We start from the raw sequence: 22663 nt of genomic DNA, 5'->3' as shown, positions 1-22663 counted from the left end.
GAGCTATCATTCTTCTAGCGCTTACGCGCTAAAGTGGACTAGCGCTGTCGATGACTAGCAACCCATTTTGAGACCTCAGCATTCCCTTGACAACAAGATCCGAGACGGCTGCCGAGATCACAGACCTCAACTGTGCGCTGGTAGCTTTGAAGCCAAGCATCCGGGCAACCCTCATGGCGATCTCCTCTTCTGTCGCCCCAAGGTTCGACGTCACTACCTCGATAGCACCTTCGGCGATCTCCTCTTGGGCAATCATTTCCGGCTTCCGCAAGCCCGGGGACAGAACCTGACTTCGATCCCTCAGGGAGATTGGTGCATCTGGCTTGAAGCAAAAATTCCCACGCCGGGCCACCGCGCCGCGACTCTCAGCCACGATCAGACCTCGCTCAACAGCATCCAGAATCCTACCGCCCGCGCGCTGCAAACCCCACGCGTCTCGTATACGCGAGACCACTTCGTCGAGATGAACCGGTGCTTCCGTTGCTACAACTTGTTCGACCAGTCCGGCCAGCATGCCGGTTGGTGTTTCATGCAGGTCGAAGTGTCCGGGTCGCTTCAGCTCGGTCTCCACATAGGCTCGATGCGGAGTCTCGGCTTCTGATGCGTCCTCCAACCCGATTTCAGTCACGTTGCCTCGGTCGACGGTAACCACCTCGACGGTTACAGCGCGATGTCTCTGGACCCCCAACTCGAGGCGCGCATCGAGTTCCTTCCTCGCAGCCTCAATGGCCACAGCCGTGCGCTCCAGCTGCTCGCGCGGGCGCTGGAACCAGTCAGGGCTCCAGATGCGGTGAATGATCCAGCCGTGATCCTCCAGGACCGCCTGCCGGAGACGGTCGCGGTCTCTGGCCGAACGCGAAGAGTGGTACGCTATGCCGTCGCATTCGATGCCGAGGATGTAACGCCCTGGCCGCTCGGGATCGGCAACGGCAAGGTCGATGAAGAAGCCGGCGATACCCACTTGGGCATGAACCTGGTAACCTTTCGCGATCAGCGCATTTGCTACTTGCTCTTCAAAGACGGAATCCATCTCCCGAGTAGTGACCTGGGCGAGCGACAGTCGTCCCGTCCTCGCATAGTGCAGGAAGAGCTTGAAGGCGAAGACGCCTTTTCCCTTGCCCCGCTCTAGGTCGATATCCTCGTCTGTTATGGAAGCGAAGACCTCGCAACTACGCTTGGCACGGCTTATCAGTACGTTCAGGCGGCGCTCGCCGCCTTCCGCTCCAAGAGGGCCGAAACGCATAGCCATGTAGCCCTGCGCATTCTTGGCGTAGCCCACTGAGATCAGTATGACGTCGCGCTCATCACCCTGAACATTCTCAAGGTTCTTGACGAAGAAAGGCTCGCTCGAATGAGCGTGGAAGAACGCCTCGGTATCGGGATTCAACCGCCGCAGCGCCTCAAGTTCGTCCTGAATGGCACGACGTTGGCTCACTGAGAATGTCGCAACGCCAAGGGACTCCTGAGGATTCGACTTCGCATGGCGGATGATCGCCTCGGCTACGGTTCGGGCCTCGACAGGATTTGTTCCAGTGCCGCCGGAGTCAAAGACTCCCTCCGGCACATGATGGAACCGCAGCCCCATACCTGCCTCTTGGGTGTAGGGGCTCGGTACGATGAAGAGCCGGTTCTCGTAGAACTGGCTGTTCGAGACGGCGATCAGGGACTGGTGGCGGCTCCGGTAATGCCACCGGAGCATACGCTGCGGCAGACCACGGGCCGTGAACAGGCCCAGGATGCTTTCGATGTCGGCAACCTGTGCACCCTCCCCGTCATCGTCCTCAGTCTGCGATCCCGTCATCTTGGCGAAGAATGTCGTGGGCGGCAGCTGGCGTTCGTCGCCAACGACTACGACCTGTCTGGTTCTGGCGATCGAGCCAAGCGCATCCACGGGCTGTATCTGCGAAGCCTCGTCCATCACCAGCAGGTCGAAAGACATTCGCCCAGGTGACAGGAACTGCGCAACGGAGAGCGGGCTCATCATGAACACCGGCTTGAGCGCCTGGATCGCAGGACCTGCCCTCTGCATCAGCTGCCGGATAGGCATATGGCCGCGTTTACGCGCCATCTCCGAACGAAGCAGTCCGACTGGTCCAGCTCCGCCGTCTCTCGGAGGAATCCTTCGATGATGGGCGGTTACCACCTCAATCGCACCAGCCTTGATTCTCTGCCGGTCCAAGTCAGCGAAGTCGCGCACGGCCCTGGAGTGTAGTTCTCCGTCGAACCTCGCTAGCTCCGGCTCGTCGGTCGCCATCGCCATCAGCATCCGCTCGTAGTAGGCGATGTCAAAGGTCGATCGCGCCGATCCAGTAGCCACCTGGCCTTTGGCTAGGGCATCTATCAACTCCCCGAGCCCTGCCTTTCGCGCACTGTCGGATCGTTCCCGGTAGGCAACCCATTTCGAGAGCTGTTCCAGATGCTCAAGCCACGAGTTCAGCCTCGAAATGAGCTCGGATATCTCGACCTCTGAAAAGTCCTGTGCTCCAAACAAGGAAGCCGCGTCAGCCTTCAAGTCTCCTGCAAGCGCCTTGAGTTCCTCGACTACCTCCTGGGACACTTCGTGCGCGGCACGCGCCGATGCGGCGACCTCCACCCTTCCGGACAAACGCGCTGCGAGATGTCGTAGCGCGCCATTCTGCCGTAACCACAGTTCGCCGTCCGCCAGACCAGTCCAGTCGGACATACGGCCGGCCCACGCCGAGCCGAAAGCAGAATTCCCAAGAGTGTGGGCGGCGTCGACCGCCTGAGCAAGCTCCTGTAGCTGCCCTATACGGCGGACGAGGTCCAGGCGATCTACGATCAGATCTGGCGGCGAAGCTAAAACCTGCCGTGAGAGTTCGTCCGCTCGGCTGAGGGCCTGCGCCTTCGCTTCCACTAGGTGCAATGCGGCACGCTCGACGGAAGCCACGTTACCCAGCGCAGACGAAGCGAGATGCCCCAGATCGTTCCAGAAACCCTCGATGATAGGCCTACCGATTTCGATAACCTTGCGAACCCGCCCTGCACGCGCGCCAGCCTCGGAGCGCTCCGCCATTCGGCCCGCGATGAGCCGAGGTTCCGCGCCCAGCCCCCGCAGCGTCCGCATCCACTCCACCAATGCCAGAAGCGGTGCAGAAGGCGACCGCTCCCCGCGCCAATCCCCGCCAAAAGCTGAACGGCCAAAGGCGTCGCCCTCGCGGATTCTTGCAGCGGCGGCCTGTCCCTTCATCAGAATGTCGAGCAGACGGACCAAGTCCGCCGTAGGAGCTTTGGAATCGACTACAATGGAACGCATAAGCGCTGTCGCCCGACGGTAGTCGCTGTTCAACGCTTTCAAGATACCTGTGTGGATGGCAAGCGCCTGCCGTGCCGCGGCCACGTCGGTGCTCCACGCGGCGTCCACGACCTTCCCTTGGAGTTCGGCGCGAGCGGCTTCGAGCGTCGCAATATTGTCCGCGAGATCGCCCGCCTGCTCAAGTCCAGATTCCCAGACGGTGGCGGCGAAGGCCTCAGGACTCGCGTTAGGAGCAGCCGCTACTCGCTCGCCAGTCACGACCAGCCTGAGGAGGCCTGCCAGCGTGTCTGGCAGGACTGTCGACCCCAATTCCTGATTAAGCCGTTCAGCCTCTTCTCTCAGACGCGGTAGCAGAATGGTGAGCTGTCGCGCGCGGACAAAACCTTCTTTGGGAAACTCCGAGGGGAGCTTTTCGAGCTCCAGCTCAAGGCCTTCAATGAAAGTGTCGACGGCCCCCATCGCCAAGTGCTCAGAGAGTTCTGCGGATTTGCGCGCGAAGTCGGCGCCTGTCCATAGCAGTGATGAGATGTCTTTTGTCTGGTCATCCCAGGAGGACGAGGCCAGCGCCTCGGGAGGAAACGAGGGTGCTGCCGCAAGGAGTTCCGCGCGATCCTGCACTGGGCCGCTGTCGCCGAGGATCTGCGAAGGTTCGGACTCAATCTCCTTGGAGATGGCCGCCAGTTGCTCCCGGAGCGGCCTTGCCCGGGCCAGTAAGGACTCAATGCGAGGAACCAGCCTCTCGACGGTGGTCGGGAGGACGCCGTCGAGACCCACTCCTCGCCAGGGATGATGGATCGGCAGGCCGATCTCGTCGATTCGCCGAGAAACCTCGTCCAGCAGCCCCCGACGCATGGAGACACCGTCGGCTGGCCAGTCGGTGGCGCCGTCAAGCTGGATATCTACGGGTCTTTGCCCCTGCTGCTGGAGTCGGATCAGCTCGCCAAGAACCTGGTAGGGGGTGAGTTCGGAAACCCCGCGCGGAACGTGCATGCGGGCTGCGTGAGCATTCAGCTTATCACGTGCCTCAAGGAGGCGGTCGGTCAGCGACGTGGGAAACTGTCCCTGAGGCGATCCGAGTTGCCAGGTGCGGCGCAGCTCCTCCAGCATCATGCGTTTGTTCGCCTTGTTGCTATGGAGCTCGAGGCAGGCGTCCCCCACCCCGGCAGTGTCAAGCCGTCGCTTTACGACCTCCAGCGCTGCCATCTTTTCGGCTACGAACAGCACGGTCTTGCCATCGGCTACCGCCGACGCGATGATGTTCGCAATCGTCTGCGATTTTCCCGTCCCTGGCGGGCCTTGAATAACCAGGTCGCGGCCCTTCCTCACGTCATGGATCGCGAGTGTCTGAGAACTGTCGCTGTCGACGATATGCAGCATTTCGGCCGGCGCGATATGCGGATCGATCGCGATGTCGTCGGACATCAGCGGCTCACGTGTTTCGAATCCATCCGAAAGAAGCGAGCGAATCTTCGGCTGGTCGATAATCCTTGTGCCGTCCGGCCAGATGTCCGGATCAAGATCGCGGTACATCAGGAACTTCGCGAACGAGAAGAATCCCAGCACCGTGTCGTCGCGGAGCACCTCCCAGCCCTCCTTCGTCGAGACTGCTTCCGCGACAGCATCAAGATAGCCCGAGGTATCGAAATCGTCTCCCGCTTCGAAAGGAGGCATTGCGAGCTGGTGCAGCCGGTCGAGATAGGCCTCAAGTGAGAGGTTTGCGGTATGATCCTCAGGCCGAGCCCTTAGTCGGAACCTTTCCCCGGCCGCCCCTCGTTCGAGCCGAACCGGCACCAGTATGAGCGGAGCGTGCCGGATATTCTCTTTGTTGTTCGGGTCCACCCACTTCAGCATGCCGAGCGCCAAGAAGAGGATGTTAACGCCCTGCTCCTCTTCAAGGGTCCGGGCGTCGTGGTAGAGGTCGAGGAGCCGTCGTTGCAGACCAGTTGGTGTCATCCGCGTCTGCAGTTTGGTATCCAAATGCCGCGCAGACACTCCCCTATCGTCGCCTTGATCGTCCTCTGGTTGAGCAAGGCCAACCAGGGAATAGTCGATCTCTTCGTCCGGAACGTCGCTTTCTGCCTGAACCGCCTTCGACCTGTCAGGCTTCCCGGCCAGAAAAGTGAACGCCTTCCCTTCGTTCACCAGTAGTCGGTAGATTTCTGAAGACCTCTCATCGACTACATCGATTGTCTTCGCGCTTTTTGAGAACCGGGGCACATTCAAAAGGCGATTGCGGGCGGAAAGATCCAGCAACTCGGTTCTGGCGCGCTCGAGCTTTTCCTTCAGAGGGAGGTCACTCTGGAAGACAGATTTTTCGACGTCCGACAATTGTAGCCCCCCTGCAAAGCAGGAGCGAATAGAGCCTACCCAAGCTCCGGCTGCAACAACAAACGATCCGTGTTAACTTCAGCAAACTAGAAACACGTCGTTTCCATGTTGGAACCTTATTGCAAATTACGAATTACGAAATTGAATGGCCTGTCAGATCAGGCCAAGATTTCGATAATGCCCGCTCCTGACCCTGAAGAGATGTTCGGACCTTCTGCTGCCTAACACGATGGGCTTTCCGGCGTGCTGCCCTCTAGGCAAGGTTTTCATTGCCGCTGCTGTAGAGATTTGTATAACTGGCGCGGCGTGCCCGGTGAAAATTGGGACGTGAAGCAATCGCAGTAGGCATCAATAGATTGCATGACGCCCAATAGCGTCGCGCCACTAAAGCTTAGGTGAATACAAAGTTCGATTTTGGCATTCACTCTCCAACTGTAAGTTTTATACCGTAGAGTAGATCGAGAAGTTAGGGGTGGACAATTTTTGAGCTTGGTCGTGACAGGCTCGGAGCGGCCCCAGTAAGCGCAAGGTTTTTGAAAGCGCTTCACCCCCGAGGGAATGTCACATTTCTGGCACCTCGAAGTATGCTTACAATGCGAAGCCGACACGCAATCACATCAATCCCCCGATTCAGCTTAGCTGGAAAAGCAGATTTGTGTATAACAAACCGCGCAACAAATAGAGCAAAAATATAATGATTTCAATGCCATCGGTATGGAAATTGGCTAGTCGAGCTTCATCGCCGCATCGTGACGATAGTCCACCACGCATTCTTTTGGTTTGGGACCGGTCGAGATCGCGCGGCAGCTAATTTAGGTCGTTCATCGATCTGCCGTATCATTGCGAACGACAGTGCCCATTAACAGCATCGACTGTGAGCTCCTTCTGGGACCGGTCTTAAGCTACCGCGCATGTGCTACTGACCGAGGCCAAGGCCGAAGCTCCGCTTGTCTTTCACACGCGCGTCGGCGAGCTGCGAGTTACACATGGCCCGCATGGCTACCGACTGGACATTCCCCGTCTGCCGCCAGAGCCATTGGAGGCGCTTCCCGCAGAAATCGCACGTGTTTTCGGCAATCCACCTGTCGGCATCTTCCGAAACTTCGAGAACATCTTCGCCGATCTCGGCAGCGCGGATGCTGTGCGTAGCTTTGTCCCTGATCTTGCCTCGATTGCCCGCCTGGGGTCTACGGGCCTTGTCGTGACGGGGCAGGAAGCCGACAAAGGGCGAGCGCATTTCGTGTCCCGTTACTTTGCCCCCGGAGCGGGCATTCCAGAGGATCCAGTCACCGGGTCAATCCATGCCACACTGGTTCCTTACTGGGCCGAGCGGCTGGGTTGCGAAAGGCTGATGGCCTATCAGGCCTCGGCGCGCGGCGGCTGGCTTGATTGCGAATTGACCGAAGATCGAGTCATTCTGGTCGGGAATGCCGTGACCTTCATGAAAGCCATGATTTCCCTTCCCGATGGTGCCGTGTAGGCGCTCTCAGAACGCCCGTGCCAATCGCTCCGGAACGCCCATCGCGCCGACGAGAATATCCTTAATCAGCAGATGTCACTCACCGCTGTCAATGATGACCTGCCGGCTATTGTCGTCGCGGTGGTAAAGGGCAGCCGCGTGGGTATCTTCGCCGGAGCGATGCCCACGCTGGTTACAGCGGTGGTAAAGGCACTGCCGTGATCCCGTCGGGCGTGCGGGTGTGGCTGTCGATGATGAGGCATGACAACTGGTCGAGGGAGTCGCTATCAAAAAGCGGAAGGGCGTAAGGTGCGCCTACCAAGCAACAGCAGTGTATTTGGTTTCGATATATTCCATAATCCCATGACGCCCGCCCTCGCGACCGAGGCCGCTGGCCTTCATTCCACCAAACGGCGCCGCCGGATCGGAAACGAGTCCGCGATTGAGACCGACCATGCCGGTCTGCAACTGCGATGAGAGCCTGAGCCCGCGCTGCAAATCGCTCGTATAGAGGTATGAAATCAGCCCGAATTCGGTGGCGTTGGCCGCGGCAATTGCGGCGCCTTCATCGACAAAGGATGCAACAGGCGCCACAGGGCCGAAGATTTCCTCGTTCATCATCTTCGCATGCCCCGGGACATCACGAAGAACGGTCGGCGCGTAAAAATAGCCGGAGCGATTCAGCCGGTGCCCGCCCGTCACCACCTTTGCACCGCACGCGACCGCGTCCTTGACGAGATCATCGATTCTTTCGACAGCGTCCTGATTGACGAGCGGGCCGCATTGTGTGGACGGCAGCGAACCGTCATCGACTTTTACAGCGCTCATGCGCGCGGCAAACGCCTCCACAAACCGCTCGTAAAGCGCCTGATGAACATAGAACCTATTGGCCGCGGTGCACGCCTCGCCGCCGTTTCGCATCTTGGCGAGCATTGCGCCGTCAAGCGCCGCATCAAAATCCGCATCCTCGAAGACGAGGAAGGCGGCGTTGCCGCCAAGCTCCATGGAGCAACTGATCACCTGATGCGACGCCTCGCGCAGGAGAACCCGCCCGACTTCCGTAGAGCCTGTGAAGGAGAGCTTGCGCACGCGCGGATCTTGTAGAATGGCGCTCACGACTTTGCCGGTGCTGCGTGTTGTCACCACATTGACGACGCCGGCCGGCACACCGGCTTCCCCAAGGATTTCCGCGACGGCATAGGCCGTCAATGGAGTTTCGGTGGCCGGTTTCAGAATGCAGGTGCAACCGGCGGCAAGGGCCGGCGCAATCTTGCGCGTTGCCATGGCCGCCGGAAAATTCCATGGCGTGACCAGCAGTGCGATGCCAATAGGTTCGTGCTGGACCATAATATTGTAGGCGCCTGACGGCGAAGGGCCGAGTTCGCCCGCAAGCCTCACCGCTTCTTCCGCATACCATCGGAAGAATTCGGCCGCGTAGGCGACCTCCCCCTTTGCATCTGCTAGTGCCTTACCGTTTTCCGTGGCAATCAGTGCGGCAAGAAAATCCGCTCTTTCCGTCATGAGCTCAAACGCGCGCCGTAGGACTTCGGCGCGCTGACGAGGTGCGGTTTTCGCCCAGTTTTCAGCTGCGGCAGCTGCCGCATCGACCGCGGCAATCCCGTCCTCCACCGAGGCGTTGGCGACGGAGGTGATGGCAGCCTCCGTGGAGGGATTAAGAACCTCGATATCCTCGCCTCCCCGTCCCTTTCGCCAGTTTCCGCCGATCAGCAATCGAGTCGGCAGGTTGTCGAAGGCATAGGTGGAAGACTTCAGTGCTTCGTCCATGATGTTCATCCGTTGAATGAGTTTCTTGTCAACTGGCCGCAAAGGCGGCTGCAGCTACGAAAGCAGCCGCGGGTCGCCGTGATATGCCGCCTGCAGGATGGTCTTCATGCTCTCGACGTCGAGTGGCATGGGATTGTTCTGAACCAAGCGGGCCGCAGTCATGGCCTGTTCAGCCGCCCAGCCGATCCTACCTTCCTGGAAACCCAGTTCGGCGAGAGTGCGTGGGATGCCGACAGCGGCAAACAGGGCGGTGACCGCATCGATACTGGCTTCGGCCATGGCCTTCGCGTCACCTTTGGGCGGCACGCCCATCGCCGCCGCGACCTGCGCATATTCGTCCCGACGGGCCGGAAGGTTGAAGCGCATGACGTAAGGCATCAATGCGGCGACGCCGACGCCATGCGCCGTGTGAGTCAGCGCGCCCACGGGATATTGTAGAGCATGCGCTGCGGCATTGCCGGCATTGGCGAAAGCGTGGCCCGCCAGCATCGCGCCAAACATGAGTTGTGATCGTAAATCGAGCCGACTCCCGTCCTCGACTGCGCCGACCAGCGCCCCGGAAATCAGCCGGATCGACTCCAGTGCATGATGGTCGCTAATGATGTTTTTGCCGACAAAGACGCGCTCCAGTGGTAGGTCCGCTCCCTCGTTGCGGCGGATCGCGGTAAAGGATTCGATGCCATGGGTCAGCGCATCAGCACCCGCGACAGCGGTCAGCGAGGCCGGGCAGGAGAGCGTCAGCTCGGGATCGCAGATGGCGACGGCCGGGATCAGTCGCGGATCGGAAATGCCCACTTTCAGGGTCTTGTCTGGGTCGGAGAGAACTGCGACCGGCGTGACCTCGGACCCCGTTCCCGATGTCGTCGGCACGGCAATGACCGGCAACACCGCTTTAGCCACCTTGAACTCGCCATAGTAGTCCTGGGGTCGTCCCCCAAGGGTATGGATAAGGGCGGTGGTCTTTGCAAGATCGAGACAGCTTCCGCCGCCGATCGCCACTATGCTGTCCGGCTTTGCCGAGCGCGCGTGCGCCAGCGCCTCGTCGATGCAGCCGAGCGGTAGGTCGGGTATGGTGCGGCTGAAAACAGAGACGTCGACACCGGCCGCTCCGATGTCCTCTACCATAGCCCTGAACATCGGATCGGCGGCCAACCGCTCGTCGGTGCATATCAGGGTCCGGCGTCCGAAACTCGAGACGACGCGGCCCAACATGGCGCGCTGCCCCGCACCAAAATAGACGGCATTCGGGCTGCGGAAGGTTCCAAACATCTAACTCTCCAGAGATGAACAATCGGCGAGGTGGCGCAGTTGCGACCAGATCGCATCGGGGATTTCGAGACCACGCGTCAGATTCTCCGCGCGCCGCGAACGTGAGCGGTCGCCGGGTACGGTGACCGTCTCGCCTTCGCGGATGGGCGGGCATGCACGTACTTCGTCGAGATAGGCAGCAAGACTTGCCCCACTCTCGGCGTGTGGTTCTATGACGATGATTACATCGCCCTTGGTGGCCCGCAAAGTGGAGTCGAGCGTGCCAGTGACATTCGTCCCAAGTGCCGAGGCCGTAAGGCTGGCGACGAGAAGCTCGAACCCAAGCGCAAGGCCGTAACCCTTTGCATCGCCGAAGGGCGCGATGGCGCCCTGGCGCGCGGCAGCGGCATCCGTGGTCGGGTTGCCCTCGGCATCCAGCGCCCAGCCCGGCTCGAGCGGCTGTCCGCGATTGGCGTAGTCATGCACCTTTCCCATGGAGATCAAGCCGGTCGCCATGTCGAGAACGAAGGGGTCCGGCTGAACCGGCACGCCAATGGCAATCGGATTGGTGCCGATCAGCGCCTTGCGCCCGCCCCACGGATGAACGAGCGCCTCGCTGGTGGAAAGCACGATGGCAATCTGTCCGTCGCGAGAAATCTTTTCCGCGTACCAGCCGATGGCTCCAAGATGGCCGCTATTGCGGATCGCAGCGACGGCCATGCCGAGGCGGCCGGCTCGCTCGCATGTCCGCGCGATGGCCTCGCACGCTACTACTGGCCCGAGACCGCCCTCGCCATCCACGTCCAGAAGCGCATCGCCGCGCCAGTTCTGCCGGCCGGTGGCGCGAGGATCCGCCACGCCGTTATGGACACGCTCGACTATGCGTGGCAGGCGCAAAAGGCCGTGTGAAGCCAGCCCGCGCAATTCGGCCTCGATCAAGACTTCGGCCTGCAGATCCGCATGGGACTGCGGCGTCCCGACACCACGCAGCACTCGCAATGCGACGGACCGCGCCTCCTCCAATTCGATCAGCATCGGCCGTCTCCCCAGCAGCTGTGGAAGGGCGCCATATCTCAGTTTCCGGTGGCGGGAACGAGCGTGTGCGACAGTTTTTCGCAGCCATCGTCCGTGACAAGGAGCATGTCCTCGATGCACACGCAGCCGAAACTGTGGTCGGCGATGATCGGTTCGACGTAAAAGCACATCCCAGCTTCGAGCTGCATCGGGGGATGACCGCGAAACAGGGGCGTTTCCGTCAGGTCGAGCCCAAAGCCGTGGCAGAGCGAAAAGTCCCAAGCGGAGAAACCGCGCTCGGCGATTACCTCGTTCATGACCTCGACCACAGAAGTGGTGGTCACTCCGGGCCGCGTATGCCGAAATACCGCATCGTTCGCTGCTGTTGCCGCCTCGAGAAGAGCAATGATCTGCCTGGAGGGATGCGCCACGACATTGCGTGACATGTCCGACTGGTAGCCAAGCAATTTGCAGCCGAGATCGATGACGACGAGGTCGGTAGGCGCGATGATGCCGCCCGGGCGAGCGAAGACGTTTTTGAGGCTGCCCCGCCGGCCCGTCGCGGGAAAGCAGCCGAATGACATCCGCTCGGCGCCCGCCGCGATGCAAGCGCTGTTGGCGACGGCGGCGACCTCGCTTTCACTTGCCCCGGGCACGGCTGCCCGCATCGCCACATCCATGGCGCGCGAGGTCAGGTTCGCGACGCGACGAATGACCGCGATCTCTGCCGGGCTCTTAATCGCACGCTGCCGGGCGAGCAGGCTATCGCCGGTGCGCAGCGCCCTTTCACCATAAGCCTTGGCGAGCAATCGCGCCGTCCCGTAAGGGATCTGCGCGTGGCCCGCGACGACGACCCGATCGTCGGGAATGCCCCACTCGGCCAGTACTGCAGCGCTTTTTTCAAATAAGTCGTCGGCCGATCCGGCAAAGGAGACCCGAATGTCCCTGAGCCAGCTCGTCTGGATATTCGAATGCATGGGCTCGCCGTGAGCCGTGGCATTGGTCACCAGAACCGGCGCGCGTTCGCGATGGATGAGCACAACCGAGGTACCCCAGATCATGTTAAATCCGGAGAGATAGCGAATATTGCCCCCCCGATCTGCATCTTCCCAGACCAGAAGGGCATCAATGTCGGCGGCGTTCATCGCGGTTTGCAGCGTAGCTACGCGACCCTCGAACTCGGCGACGGGGAAATCCAGTTCCAGCCAGGGTTCGCGATCGGTCCACCCGTAGGGTACCTTTGCAGTCATTGGTCGTCGTCCTTTTCGTTTGGCTGATCAGGGGGCACCAAGGGCCACGAGCAGGGTCTCGATATCGGCCATGCTGTTGAAGCCGTGCACCGAGATGCGCAGGCGGCCATCACCCGACGCCACCAGGATGCGGGCCTCGGCCAGGCGGGTCGCAAGTTCGACGGAGTGGTTAGTGCGAAGCGCAATCGACGTGCCGCGGCGTTCCTCTTCGGCCGGCGTCCATACCGGCCATCCGAGCCGTTCAAGACGGTTCCGCAACTCACCCGAAAGCGCCATTGCGTGGCTTGCCACGGCGCTGGCCTGGGCGCTGGCCAGCACGTCAAGACCGGCGCCAAGGGCATAAAGGGCCGGGAAGTCTGGATTGCCGAGTTCGAATGCTGCAGCACCACGTTTGGGCGCGAAATCAACGCCATTGCTGGCAGCCGCATAGTCGGTGACGGAGAACCAGCCAGAGGCAGGGCTTTTCGGTTCGCCCAGCCGCGCCTCGTTCCAGACCAGGATGCCGGTGCCGTGGCTGCCGAGCAGGAATTTGTGGCCGCACGACACCATGATGTCGGCGGCATCGGATGGAACCGGCAGCACTCCGAGCGAGTGGGACACGTCGAGCGCCAGCGCTACGCCGCGTTGACGCAGGCGCAAGGCGAGGCCGGCGATGTCGTGCCGACGGCCGTGGCGATAGCTGACATGGCTGACGAGAACGAGCCGGGTGCGGCTGTCGATGGCGGCCAGCAGGGCATCCTCCACGGCATCCGGATTGGCATCGAGCACGCGTAGCGCTACGCCGAACCGAGCGAGGCCGGCACCAGCCAGGACGACGGAAGGGAAGTCGTCGGCGAGGGCGACGACATTGTCGCCCTCGCGCCAGTCGATGGCGTTAAGTGCTGCCGTCAATGCCGCGCTGGCAGAAGCCAGAAAGCCGATCCGCTCCCGTTGCTCAATGCCCATCAGGAGGGCGAGGCGACCGCGCACTTCATCCAGTTTGGCCTCAAGACGCCGGCGGCCGAAAATGCCGTCACCCTTGTCAGTGGCATAGCGCGAGTAGGCGGCGATCCCGGCGCGGGGCAGCGGGGCTTCCCCCCCGGACAGCAGATGCACGGTCCCCGGCTCCAGCGCCAACCGCGCCGGGTCGATAGGTGGAGGGGTCGGATGGCCCGTCAGAGCCCCCTCCCCAGCACACTTTGCAGGAAGGATTGCGTGCGCGCCTTGTTGGGCTTGCCGAAAATCACCGCCGGCGCGTCGTCTTCGACGATCAGGCCCTCCTCCATGAAGATGGTGCGCGTCGCCACGTCCCGGGCAAAGCGCATTTCATGGGTGACAATCAGCATGGTGATAGTGCTTTCCTGGGCCAATCCCTGGATCACGGAGAGCACCTCATCGACGCGCTCCGGGTCGAGCGCCGAGGTCACCTCGTCAAACAGGATGATGCGCGGCTGCATGGCGAGGGCGCGGGCAATCGCTACCCGTTGCTGCTGGCCGCCGGAAAGTTGCCTGGGATAGTGGTCGGCCTTGTCGGCGAGCCCCACCGTGCATAGCAAGGCCATGCCCATGTCGCGGGCTTCCTTTGACCCCATCTTCTTAACGTGGATTGGCGCCTCGATGACATTCTCGATGGCCGTGCGATGAGGGAACAGGTTGAACTGCTGAAACACCATGCCGATGTCGCCACGCACGGCGCGGGTCTCCTCCGGCGTGGCGGGGACCAGACGACCGCCCTCTGGGCGCTGGCCCAGGTAGCGCCCGAAGACCTCGATGGAGCCAGCGTCGAGTTTTTCGAGCGTCATCAGCACCCGCAGCAGCGTGGTCTTTCCCGAGCCGCTACGCCCGATGATCGAGATGCGCTCGCCCGGCGCGACATCGAGGTCGAGCTTGTCGAGAATGGTCAGGCTACCAAAAGCTTTCGAGACGCCACGCAGCCGCAGAGCCGGCGATGGGGGGATATTAGCGGGCAGCATAGCGCTTCTCCAGCAAACGGACGGCCACGGCGGAAAACAAGCTAAAGATCAGGAACAGGATTCCGACCATGGTGAGCGGCTCATAGTAGCGATAGCTGCGGTTCGCCTCGGCAAGGGCGACGCCCAGCATCTCGAGAATGCCGATGGTGGCCAGTACCGGCGTATCCTTGAACATGGCGATGGCGTAGTTGCCGAGCGGTGGAATGATCGGCGGCAGCGCTTGTGGCAGGATGATCCGACGCCAGACCAGCGCGCGGGGCATGTTGAGCGCGTGCGCCGCCTCCCATTGGCCGCGCGGTACTGCGGTGATGCCAGCGCGGTAAACCTCCGACATGTAGGCGGCGTAGTGGATCCCAAGCGCGATGACGCCGGTGAGATAAGTGGGAAGCGCGATGCCGAACTGCGGCAGGATGTAGAATAGAAAGAAGAGCTGGATCAGCAGCGGTGTATTGCGGATGAACAACACCACCGCCGTCGTTGCGTAGCGGACGATGCGAAGGCGTGAACGATTGAGGATTGCCAAGAGCAGGCCGAGCACTGCCGCCAGCAACGTGCCGAGCACCGTTGCCTGCACGGTGACGACGGCGCCCTTGAGCAGCAGCGGCGCGATCTGCAGAAGATAGGTGAGATCGAAATTCATGGGCGGAACTCGAGGTCACGACCGGCGCCCATGCGCTTTTCCAACCAACGCATCCCCAGGGTCAGCACCATCGCGGTGGCAAAATAGATCATCAGCACCAGGCCATAGATCTCGAGCGTGCGGCCCGTCGTCTGGAACAATGTGTTGCCGGCGAAGGCGAGGTCAAAGATGGTGATCAGTGACAGCAGTGATGTCGCCTTGAGCAGTTCGATCAACAGATTGCCGAAGGGCGGCAGCATCGTCACGAAAGCCTGTGGGAAGATCACGCGGCGCAGCGCCATTGCAGGCGACATGTTGAGGGCGATACACGCCTCGCGCTGACTCTTGGGCACACTGCCTATGCCGGCGCGCACCACTTCGGAGCCGTAGGCGCCTGTATTTAGCGCCAGCACCAGGACGCCAGTGGTCACCGGGTCGAGCGACAACCCGAACAGAGGCATCACGTAAAAGAAATAGAACAGCTGAACCAACAGCGAGGTGCCGCGGAACAATTCGACATAGATGACGGCCAGCCACTGCAGTAGCTTGATCGGCGAGAGCCGCGCCAGGCCGCTCGCCAGTGCCATTACCAGCGCGAGCGGTGCCGCAAACGCGGTCACAAGGAGGGTCGTCTGCAGTCCCTTCATCAATTGCGGGAGCAAGTCGAGCAGAGCCGTCATCGTCGCCTTTCACGGGGAAGCCGGTGGGCGACCGGGCGTAGAACCCGACCGCTTGCAGTCAGGCTTGGCAGAGCGTTTCGATGGACGGCGTCTCGGCCGTGGGGGTCAGCGCGGCCGGCAAGCCCCATTTCTCATTTATCTTGGCGAGTTCGCCGCTGGAAACGAGCTTGGCGAGACCGGTATTGTAGGCCTCGCGCAGGGCTTTGCTGTCCTTGTGGAAGCCCATGGCGGCATAATCGATCGCCGGTTTGCCATTAACCACCGGGTCGACAAAGTCGTCGACGAGTTGAACGCTGGAATCGTTCATCGCCTTGATTGTCGAGGCGATAATGACAAGCGAGCTGATCACGGCGTCGGCGCGGCCACCCTTGACCGCCGACAACAGCGTCGGCACGTCGGGCAGAACGACCCAGTTCGATTCGGCAATACCTGCGTTTTTGACGTATTCCTCGTCGACAGAACCGCGGATGAAGCCGATCCTGGCGTTGCCATTCTTGGCCACGTCGCCGAGCGACTTTAGGCCCATCGGGTTGCCGGCAGCTACCACCAGCCCCTCGCGGCTCAGGGAATCGGGGTTGGCAAAATCAATGAGCTCACAACGCTTCGGCCGGACGAAGAGACCGGTGCAAATAACGTCGAAACGACGGGCGACGAGGCCAGGAATGAGCGCGCCGAATTCGGTCAGCGAGGCGTCGAGCTTTTCGACGCCGGCATCGCGCATCGCGGCACGAAGCACATCAGGGGACTGCCCGGTCAGGTCGCCTGCCTTATCAAGAAAGGCATAGGGCAGCTGGTTGGACATACCGACGCGCAACGTCGAGGGCATTTTGTCGTCGGCAAAGCTGCGGCCGGTTAAGGCCAGCAGTCCGGCACCGGCGAGGCCGGCACCAGTCAGTTTCATCAGGTTCCTACGCGTCAAGGTCATAGTTCATCTCCTCCCGAACTTGGCCACGAGGGTAAGAACCACAAACGTGCCTAAGTTGCAAGTATATTTTCGACAATCTTCAAAACGCAGATTTGGTTTGCCTCCGCACAGCGGCTCACGTACCCTAGAATCAGGCAAGTCATGGTTGAATCACAATGATCGAGAACACAGATTCCCCACGCCCCCATAAAGGGTTGGAACACAAAACTATCGCCTCGGCGGTGGCGAGCGAATTGCGCAAGCGAATTGTGTCGGGACGGTTTGCCGGTGGCTTTCCACTGCGGCAGGACATGCTGGCTAACGAGTTCGGCATCAGCCGGGTGCCAATTCGAGAAGCGCTCGTGCTGCTGGAATCCGAGGGCCTGGTAAAGATCCATCCACATCGCGGCGCGGTGGTTTCAACCCCCTCCGTGGAAGAAATCCGGGAAGTGTTCGAACTCCGCGCGCTGCTCGAACCTCGCCTGCTCAGGATCAGCGCGCCCCTGCTCACCGCGGAAGACTATAGCTACCTCAGGGAAGTCGCCGCGCGCTACGTCGAGGGCCATCGCGCAGGCAACATCGCCGAATGCGCCGAGCTCAACACGGCCTTTCATCTGGGGCTATACCGTCACGCTGGGCAAAAGAAGACGCTCAGCATCGTCGCCGGACTGCTACAGGACAGCGAACGACACACGCGCCTGCAACTCTCATATGATGCCAGTCGGGACATCGGCATTGGCGATGACGCCAGGATACTCAGCCTTTGCGCGGCGGGCCGCTATGCTGAGGCCTGCGTGGTGATGAAAGAACATATCGAGAAGGCAGTCGCCACCCTCATTGACTCGCTTTGTGCGGGGCCACAAACTGGATGAGGGCGCGTATTGCCTCACCCTGGAATGCTCCCGAACGATCTTTCCGTTGCCTCACCATAAAGTTCCCCTGGGGCGTCGCGTCAATCAGTCAGTATGAGAATGCCGGGTGGGCGGCCTCGAGCGGGTGAAGAACACCTGCAAGGTCGCGCTGAGGGCGTTCATGCGCCACCTCCGATCTGTCGCTCCAGACGATCACCGGCCAGTTGCAGCAATTCCGGGGCCGCCGAGAGGTGAGTTACCCGTTTCCCGACTCTCATCCCGATCAGGCGATTGCCCGAAAGCAGATGTCCAAAGGATCGGGCATGTTGGCTTTCGGCCTCCACGCCGGGTTCGAGGGCGCGCGCCGGATGATGGACCGGCTCAACCTGATCACTCGAGCGGTCAGCCTCGGTGATGCTGACAGTCTCATCTACCATCCGGCCAGTCTGACACGTGCCCGTAAAAGCATCCACAAGGATGCTCATCTTGCCGATGGCGTCGGCGAGGACCTCATGCGTCTCTCGGTCAGTCTGGAAGACGACGGCGACTTGATCGCCGATCTGAGGCAGGCGCTGGACCTGCAGGTAGGTTCGTAGCCCATCGAGAGTCTGAATGCGTTGCGTCAAATGGGGAGGCCTGATCGTGGCCACTGCACCGTGGACGGTGCGTACGTGGCATCGCCACTTAATGTTTGCGACGCGGGGCGTCTTAGCTAACGCGGCGAAGATGAAATGCTGCCGCTCCGATCTGCGATTCAGCGGACTTTCAGCGTCATTTCAGCCCCAGCTTCCTCTTCAGTTCCGCGTTCTCCTTGCGCAGGCGTTCCGCGAGCAGGCTCTTCAGTCGCTTGTTTTCGTCCTCGAGCGCGACCAGGTCCTTCAGATCGTCACCATCTGATGCAGGCGCCGCAGCCTTCTTCCAATGATAATAGGTCTGTTCCGATATGCCGGCCTGCTTTACGGCGCTCTTGTGAGTGGCGCCGCCACTGATAGACTTCTCGATCTGGGCGAGCATCTGGGCGCGCTCCTTTTCAGAGTAGATCTTCCGCCCGGTCCGCACGGCCGCTGCTGGTGCTGCCTCCGCCTGAGACACCGTATTGGCGCCATTCTTCCGAGCAGGCGGCCTAGGCTCAGCCTTCGCCTTCCGCGACCTTGGGACTTTCTTCTTCGTTTCAGGCGTCTCCACTTTGGCTGTCGGTTTAGTTGCAGTTTCTACTGATTCAGCGTCCAGGGGATTTGCCATGAGATGCTCCGCTCGCGGTTTGTGCATGTGTTCAGCATCAAGGGCTATGACATTAGAGTCAATAAGCCGACGATTCGGCAGTTCCATCTTCTTAAGTTCCCTTGTTGTCTCGGCCATTGCTGCGGAGAGATCGACATCGCTCCAGATGGAACGACCCCGTTTTTGATAACTGCGCTTTTGTTTGATCTCCACAGTGAACGGTCGGGTCTGCCGCTTCATAGTTTCTTCCTTGTTAGCACGAATTGTGCAGAAGTCGCGGCTGACGACTATTGCACGTCTGGGCTTCCTCTGTTGCGCCGAGCTATATGGATGAGACCGCCCGGGAGCAAGCGACGCGGGCTGGCTATACATGCCCTGAAACAGACCGGCTCCTATGAGCACGCAGGCGACGCCATCTCGTTTGCAGATCCCCGACCAACACCTTTGCTGAGCAGGCCGGCGTCTTCGAGCGCTTCGAAGTCGGGCAGGTCGCGTAGCGCGTCGAGGCCGAAATCCGAGTCGAATGCGTTCGTCGTCACAGGTGTAGGACGCACCTCGCTGCGGGCTGCGGACTAGAGGCGAAGAATTCCTGCGATCCCAGTTGCAGAGGTTAGTTAGTGACAACGTGGCGAATGGCTAGAGTTGGGCCGGAAGCGGACAGGCAGCTTCTGGATTCGCAATAACGATTGCAGCCGTTCGGCCTGCTATGACGAAGGTGGAGAATTGACTTACCTGGACATTCCTGCAGGAATTTTAATTTCCGCTACACGCCGCGCCGCAACTTCGGCATGGGCGCGGTTACCGGGTCAGGCATACGCAGGTGGAGGGCATACACGTGGTTTCGACAAGCTGGGAATTGCCTAGCGCAACAGATGCAGACGTTGCGCTGTTATGCCAATTAAATGGCCTTTCGGGCGTTCCGATCCTCCTAACTTTTCAAGACCACAGCTACCGCCCCGCTTTCTGCCATATATCCGCTAAAGACATTGCTTTGAAAAAGGGCGGCAGGCGTGTGCATGGCTGGTCTTTTTGGAGAGTGATCGACACGGATCACACCACGGGCGAATCCCACCCCATGATGATGGCGGAACATCACAGTGTTTGGGAGACAGAGGACGGTTTTCTTGTTGACGTGACACCGCCGAGGCACGGGGGAAGTAATACGCTGTTCCTGCGTGACGACGGGGCGACGATCATTAGCAAAAGTGGGGAGATTCCTATCCGGACGAACCTCGCGGATTTGCAAAAGGGCGTTTTCCTTCGGGATGCGGAGGCGGTGAACTATGAAAGTTACGCGCTTCCAAAGGCCGATGCCGCACGTGCGCATCAATACGCAACTATTATTGGCTTCGATATGTCCGAATATCCGACCGATCCGCAAGATGGCTGAGCAAGCGGAATGCGCGACGCTTGAGGCCAACCTTCAAGAGTTAACTAACCGTTTTTATAAGCCGCGCCATTTTCTTTGAAAACCCAGTCGTCTAAGAAAACAGAGAGAAAATTTGGGTAGGGGACGACGATGAGATTGAAAAAGGCGAAGGTCACAAACTATCGGAGTGTGAAAGATTCTGGCTGGACTGATTTTGAGCCCAACAAGACAATCCTTGTCGGCCCAAATGAAGCCGGCAAGTCAGCTTTCCTGAAGGCCTTGCAGCAAATCAACCCGCCTGCAGGCATAGATGGTTTTGACGCCCTCCGCGATTATCCCCGGGGCAGTTACAATGACATCACCACGAAGCGAGCGAAGCCCGAGGAAATCGATGTTGTCGTAGCCCATTTCGAGCTTGAGGACGATGACAAGAAGGCGCTCGAGAAGGAGTTTCAGTCGGCGATCTACGTGTTCGGACGACGCCTCGACAACACGTGGTGGCATAACCTCGCAGGCGTTCCCGAAAAGGGGACCACGGGTGAGTTGAACAAGGATTTATTGCGTTTCGCAGCTCATGTGGATGGTAGGCAAAAAGACGGAGAAGTCCTGCCCAGCAAAGAGCTGGAAACCATCCTGGCTAAATATAAAGACGGCAATTACTACATTCAGGGCGATCTCGCCACGGGGTTGATCACTTGGTTGGAGAAGTTCTACCCCCTCGTCGATGAAGCCGATGAGAAGGAAGAGGGGCGATATAATAAGCTCATTGATCGCTGCAAATATACCGGTCGTATGGAGGCAGCTCGGCATCTGCTGCGGAAGAGGCTTCCGGTGTTTGTGCTGTTTAGCAACTACTTTCGGGTGCGTCCGCTCATTCATCTTGACCACTTGGCAACCCGTGTCGAACAGAAGCTGCTGGACGATGCCCAATACGACTACGGAAATCAGTGCCTCCTCAAGCTTCTTGGCTTTACCGCGCGCGAGCTCTCAAACCTAGGCAAAGCGGCCGAACCTGCGGCCACGGATGTGGACGCCCAGAAGAAGTACAGGGATCAGCTGGACAATCGCTCATACCAGCTGAACGCTGCAAGCGTTCGTCTCACTGACCAAATCGTCAAAGTCTGGAACCCCAACCCTGAACGGGCGGAAGCCAGCCGGCTCAGGATCACGGCGGACGGCCAGTACCTCAAAGTGGTCGTGGAGGACGGCCTGGGAGTGGAGATCGAACTTGATCAACGTTCGGAGGGTTTCCAATGGCTGGTATCGTTCTTCGTAGTTTTCTTCTCCGAGACGGAGGATAAGCATTCCAATGCCATTCTGCTCCTCGACGAGCCGGGAATGAGTCTGCACGCGCTCAAACAGCGCGATTTCCGGAACACCATCTCCATGCTTTCTGAATCCAACCAGACCGTTTACACGACGCATTCGCCCTTCCTTGTCGGACCGAATGAGCTCGACCTGGTGCGGGTCGTCGAAATGGCGGATCGGAAAGTGGGCACGAAGGTGCATACGACGATTACTGCAGCGGACCCGGCGGCCTTGCTTCCGCTTCAGGAGGCGTTGGGCTACGATCTCGCGCAAAGCTTGTTTGCGCAGCAGCGTAACCTGATCCTAGAAGGCCTGACCGACTTTTGGTATCTTGAGGCCACGTCAGAGATGCTGCGGCTCGGGGGGGTAGCTGATCTTAATGACAAGATCGCCCTGATATCAGCCAATACGGCCAGCAAGGTTGTCTATTTCGCGACCATTCTCATCGCACACAACCTCAAGGTCGCCGCTCTCCTCGACTCAGACAACGCCGGCGACCAGGCAGCAACACAAGACGTGCTTGTACATCGCCTCGGCGCAAAGCGCATTCTCCGGACGATGGACTTTACCGCCCCGCCCCGCCCGAGGGCTGAAATTGAAGATCTGCTCCGCGATGTCCTTGTTCCGCTCGCCGCGAAGGAGCTGGGCATCGATGTCACGGCGGAAGTTGCGGTAACGCCGGACAAACCCCTGGTTGACGTCCTAACCGGAAAGGGCGGCGCGAACTTCTCGAAATACAAACTTGCGAAGGCCTACGTCCGCTGGACCCGAGATCATACAGCTGATGATCTTAGCCAGGCCGAACGGGACTCATGGACTAAGCTGATTGCAGGCATCAATTCCGCTCTTAAATAATCATCGAACGCGGCCGCCCCGTCGCCGGGAACGTCCGATACTGGTGCATAGCGGGCCAACTTGACCTCGTCGTCGGAGATGTCCGCTTCCAGGTAAACGCAAAACTGAACTCTATGGCCGACAATGTGTAGGGTTTCGGATGCCGGCCCAAGCGAAGGCCACTCCTGCGGCACGGGGCCGGCGTCGGAAAGCCTCCAGGGAAGGAAACCGCGGGATACCGATCCGACGATGGTTGGTTCGCGGGACGCTATGGGGATTTGTCGGCGGCGCGAGGTTGCGGACGGCGATGCGATCGGCGCGGGCGGCAATGGTTGTTCACTCCGCAGGCGGCAAAACGCTGGTTCGGTTGCTGCCAATAGTCGATTTGCCGCGGGCCGGCCGTGACACCGGGTGTGCGCAGCATGAGTGAGGCGCATGCGCCGGCGGCGAACGGGTCGGCGCGGCAGGAATGGCAGTCGTTTTTGGGCGCGAACGGTGCGTTGGCGATCATGAGGTGTCGATCCTGATGGTGCCGGGAGACCATGTATGCGGTGCCGCGCCGCTGGC

17 protein-coding genes are annotated in these 22663 nt (G+C 60.2%); 5 read left to right on the top strand and 12 right to left on the bottom strand.

Annotated elements, in window-relative coordinates; genetic code table 11:
* Nucleotides 1-28: 28 nt before the first annotated feature.
* A complete protein-coding gene (locus IQ26_RS29170; protein ID WP_145721799.1) occupies nt 29-5602 on the bottom strand; it encodes a DUF3320 domain-containing protein in 5574 nt (1857 codons plus the stop codon).
* A gap of 1036 nt (nt 5603-6638) precedes the next feature.
* On the opposite strand from IQ26_RS29170, the gene IQ26_RS29165 reads away from it, so the two are divergent.
* Complete coding sequence (locus IQ26_RS29165) at nt 6639-7082, top strand: PhzF family phenazine biosynthesis protein (protein WP_240547292.1); 444 nt, start codon at nt 6639-6641, stop codon at nt 7080-7082.
* A gap of 294 nt (nt 7083-7376) precedes the next feature.
* Here IQ26_RS29165 and IQ26_RS29160 read toward each other — a convergent pair whose 3' ends face one another.
* From IQ26_RS29160 to ehuB, 9 genes are read right to left on the bottom strand one after another with little or no spacing between them, the layout of a single operon-like run.
* On the bottom strand, nt 7377-8855 hold the full coding sequence (locus IQ26_RS29160; protein ID WP_145721797.1) for an NAD-dependent succinate-semialdehyde dehydrogenase: 1479 nt from the start codon (nt 8853-8855) through the stop codon (nt 7377-7379).
* A 45-nt stretch (nt 8856-8900) separates the two neighbouring features.
* Nucleotides 8901-10115, bottom strand: a complete 1215-nt coding sequence (locus IQ26_RS29155; RefSeq protein WP_145721796.1) for an iron-containing alcohol dehydrogenase — start codon at nt 10113-10115, stop codon at nt 8901-8903.
* On the bottom strand, nt 10116-11129 hold the full coding sequence (locus IQ26_RS29150) for an Ldh family oxidoreductase (protein WP_145721795.1): 1014 nt from the start codon (nt 11127-11129) through the stop codon (nt 10116-10118).
* 38 nt (nt 11130-11167) lie between these two features.
* Complete coding sequence (locus tag IQ26_RS29145; RefSeq protein WP_145721794.1) at nt 11168-12358, bottom strand: M24 family metallopeptidase; 1191 nt, start codon at nt 12356-12358, stop codon at nt 11168-11170.
* Between the two features lie 27 nt (nt 12359-12385).
* The gene (locus IQ26_RS29140; RefSeq protein ID WP_162458104.1) at nt 12386-13474 is read right to left on the bottom strand and encodes an aminotransferase class V-fold PLP-dependent enzyme; all 1089 of its coding nucleotides are present in this window, start codon (nt 13472-13474) and stop codon (nt 12386-12388) included.
* Between the two features lie 38 nt (nt 13475-13512).
* On the bottom strand, nt 13513-14310 hold the full coding sequence (locus IQ26_RS29135) for an amino acid ABC transporter ATP-binding protein (protein ID WP_145721792.1): 798 nt from the start codon (nt 14308-14310) through the stop codon (nt 13513-13515).
* The gene (gene ehuD / locus IQ26_RS29130; protein ID WP_145721791.1) at nt 14297-14950 is read right to left on the bottom strand and encodes an ectoine/hydroxyectoine ABC transporter permease subunit EhuD; all 654 of its coding nucleotides are present in this window, start codon (nt 14948-14950) and stop codon (nt 14297-14299) included. The genes IQ26_RS29135 and ehuD overlap by 14 nt, the downstream gene beginning before the upstream one ends.
* Nucleotides 14947-15609: an ectoine/hydroxyectoine ABC transporter permease subunit EhuC gene (gene ehuC, locus IQ26_RS29125; protein WP_145721790.1), complete on the bottom strand. Its 663-nt coding sequence runs from the start codon at nt 15607-15609 to the stop codon at nt 14947-14949. Before ehuC ends, ehuD begins: the two co-directional genes overlap by 4 nt.
* A gap of 58 nt (nt 15610-15667) precedes the next feature.
* Nucleotides 15668-16534, bottom strand: a complete 867-nt coding sequence (ehuB, locus tag IQ26_RS29120; RefSeq protein ID WP_145721789.1) for an ectoine/hydroxyectoine ABC transporter substrate-binding protein EhuB — start codon at nt 16532-16534, stop codon at nt 15668-15670.
* Nucleotides 16535-16689: 155 nt separating this feature from the next.
* On the opposite strand from ehuB, the gene IQ26_RS29115 reads away from it, so the two are divergent.
* Both IQ26_RS29115 and IQ26_RS29110 read left to right on the top strand, forming a co-directional pair.
* Nucleotides 16690-17385, top strand: coding sequence for a GntR family transcriptional regulator (locus IQ26_RS29115; RefSeq protein WP_145721788.1), 696 nt, complete (start codon nt 16690-16692; stop codon nt 17383-17385).
* 284 nt (nt 17386-17669) lie between these two features.
* Entirely contained in the window at nt 17670-17960 is a 291-nt protein-coding gene (locus IQ26_RS29110) for a PLP-dependent transferase (protein WP_322791123.1), read from the top strand.
* Nucleotides 17961-18135: 175 nt separating this feature from the next.
* Here the strand turns inward: IQ26_RS29110 and IQ26_RS29105 are convergent, their stop codons facing one another.
* On the bottom strand, nt 18136-18825 hold the full coding sequence (locus IQ26_RS29105; protein WP_240547290.1) for a transposase: 690 nt from the start codon (nt 18823-18825) through the stop codon (nt 18136-18138).
* 595 nt (nt 18826-19420) lie between these two features.
* On the opposite strand from IQ26_RS29105, the gene IQ26_RS29095 reads away from it, so the two are divergent.
* Complete coding sequence (locus tag IQ26_RS29095; RefSeq protein ID WP_145721786.1) at nt 19421-19975, top strand: hypothetical protein; 555 nt, start codon at nt 19421-19423, stop codon at nt 19973-19975.
* 129 nt (nt 19976-20104) lie between these two features.
* Nucleotides 20105-22117: an AAA family ATPase gene (locus tag IQ26_RS29090; RefSeq protein WP_145721785.1), complete on the top strand. Its 2013-nt coding sequence runs from the start codon at nt 20105-20107 to the stop codon at nt 22115-22117.
* Nucleotides 22118-22364: 247 nt separating this feature from the next.
* On the opposite strand, the gene IQ26_RS29085 is transcribed toward IQ26_RS29090, so the two are convergent.
* Nucleotides 22365-22663 (bottom strand): hypothetical protein (locus IQ26_RS29085; protein WP_208760237.1); only part of this gene is annotated, 299 nt, incomplete at its 5' end.

The organism is Mesorhizobium tianshanense (assembly GCF_007830515.1).
Lineage (GTDB): Bacteria > Pseudomonadota > Alphaproteobacteria > Rhizobiales > Rhizobiaceae > Mesorhizobium > Mesorhizobium tianshanense.
This window is presented reverse-complemented; position numbering and strand designations above follow the sequence as displayed.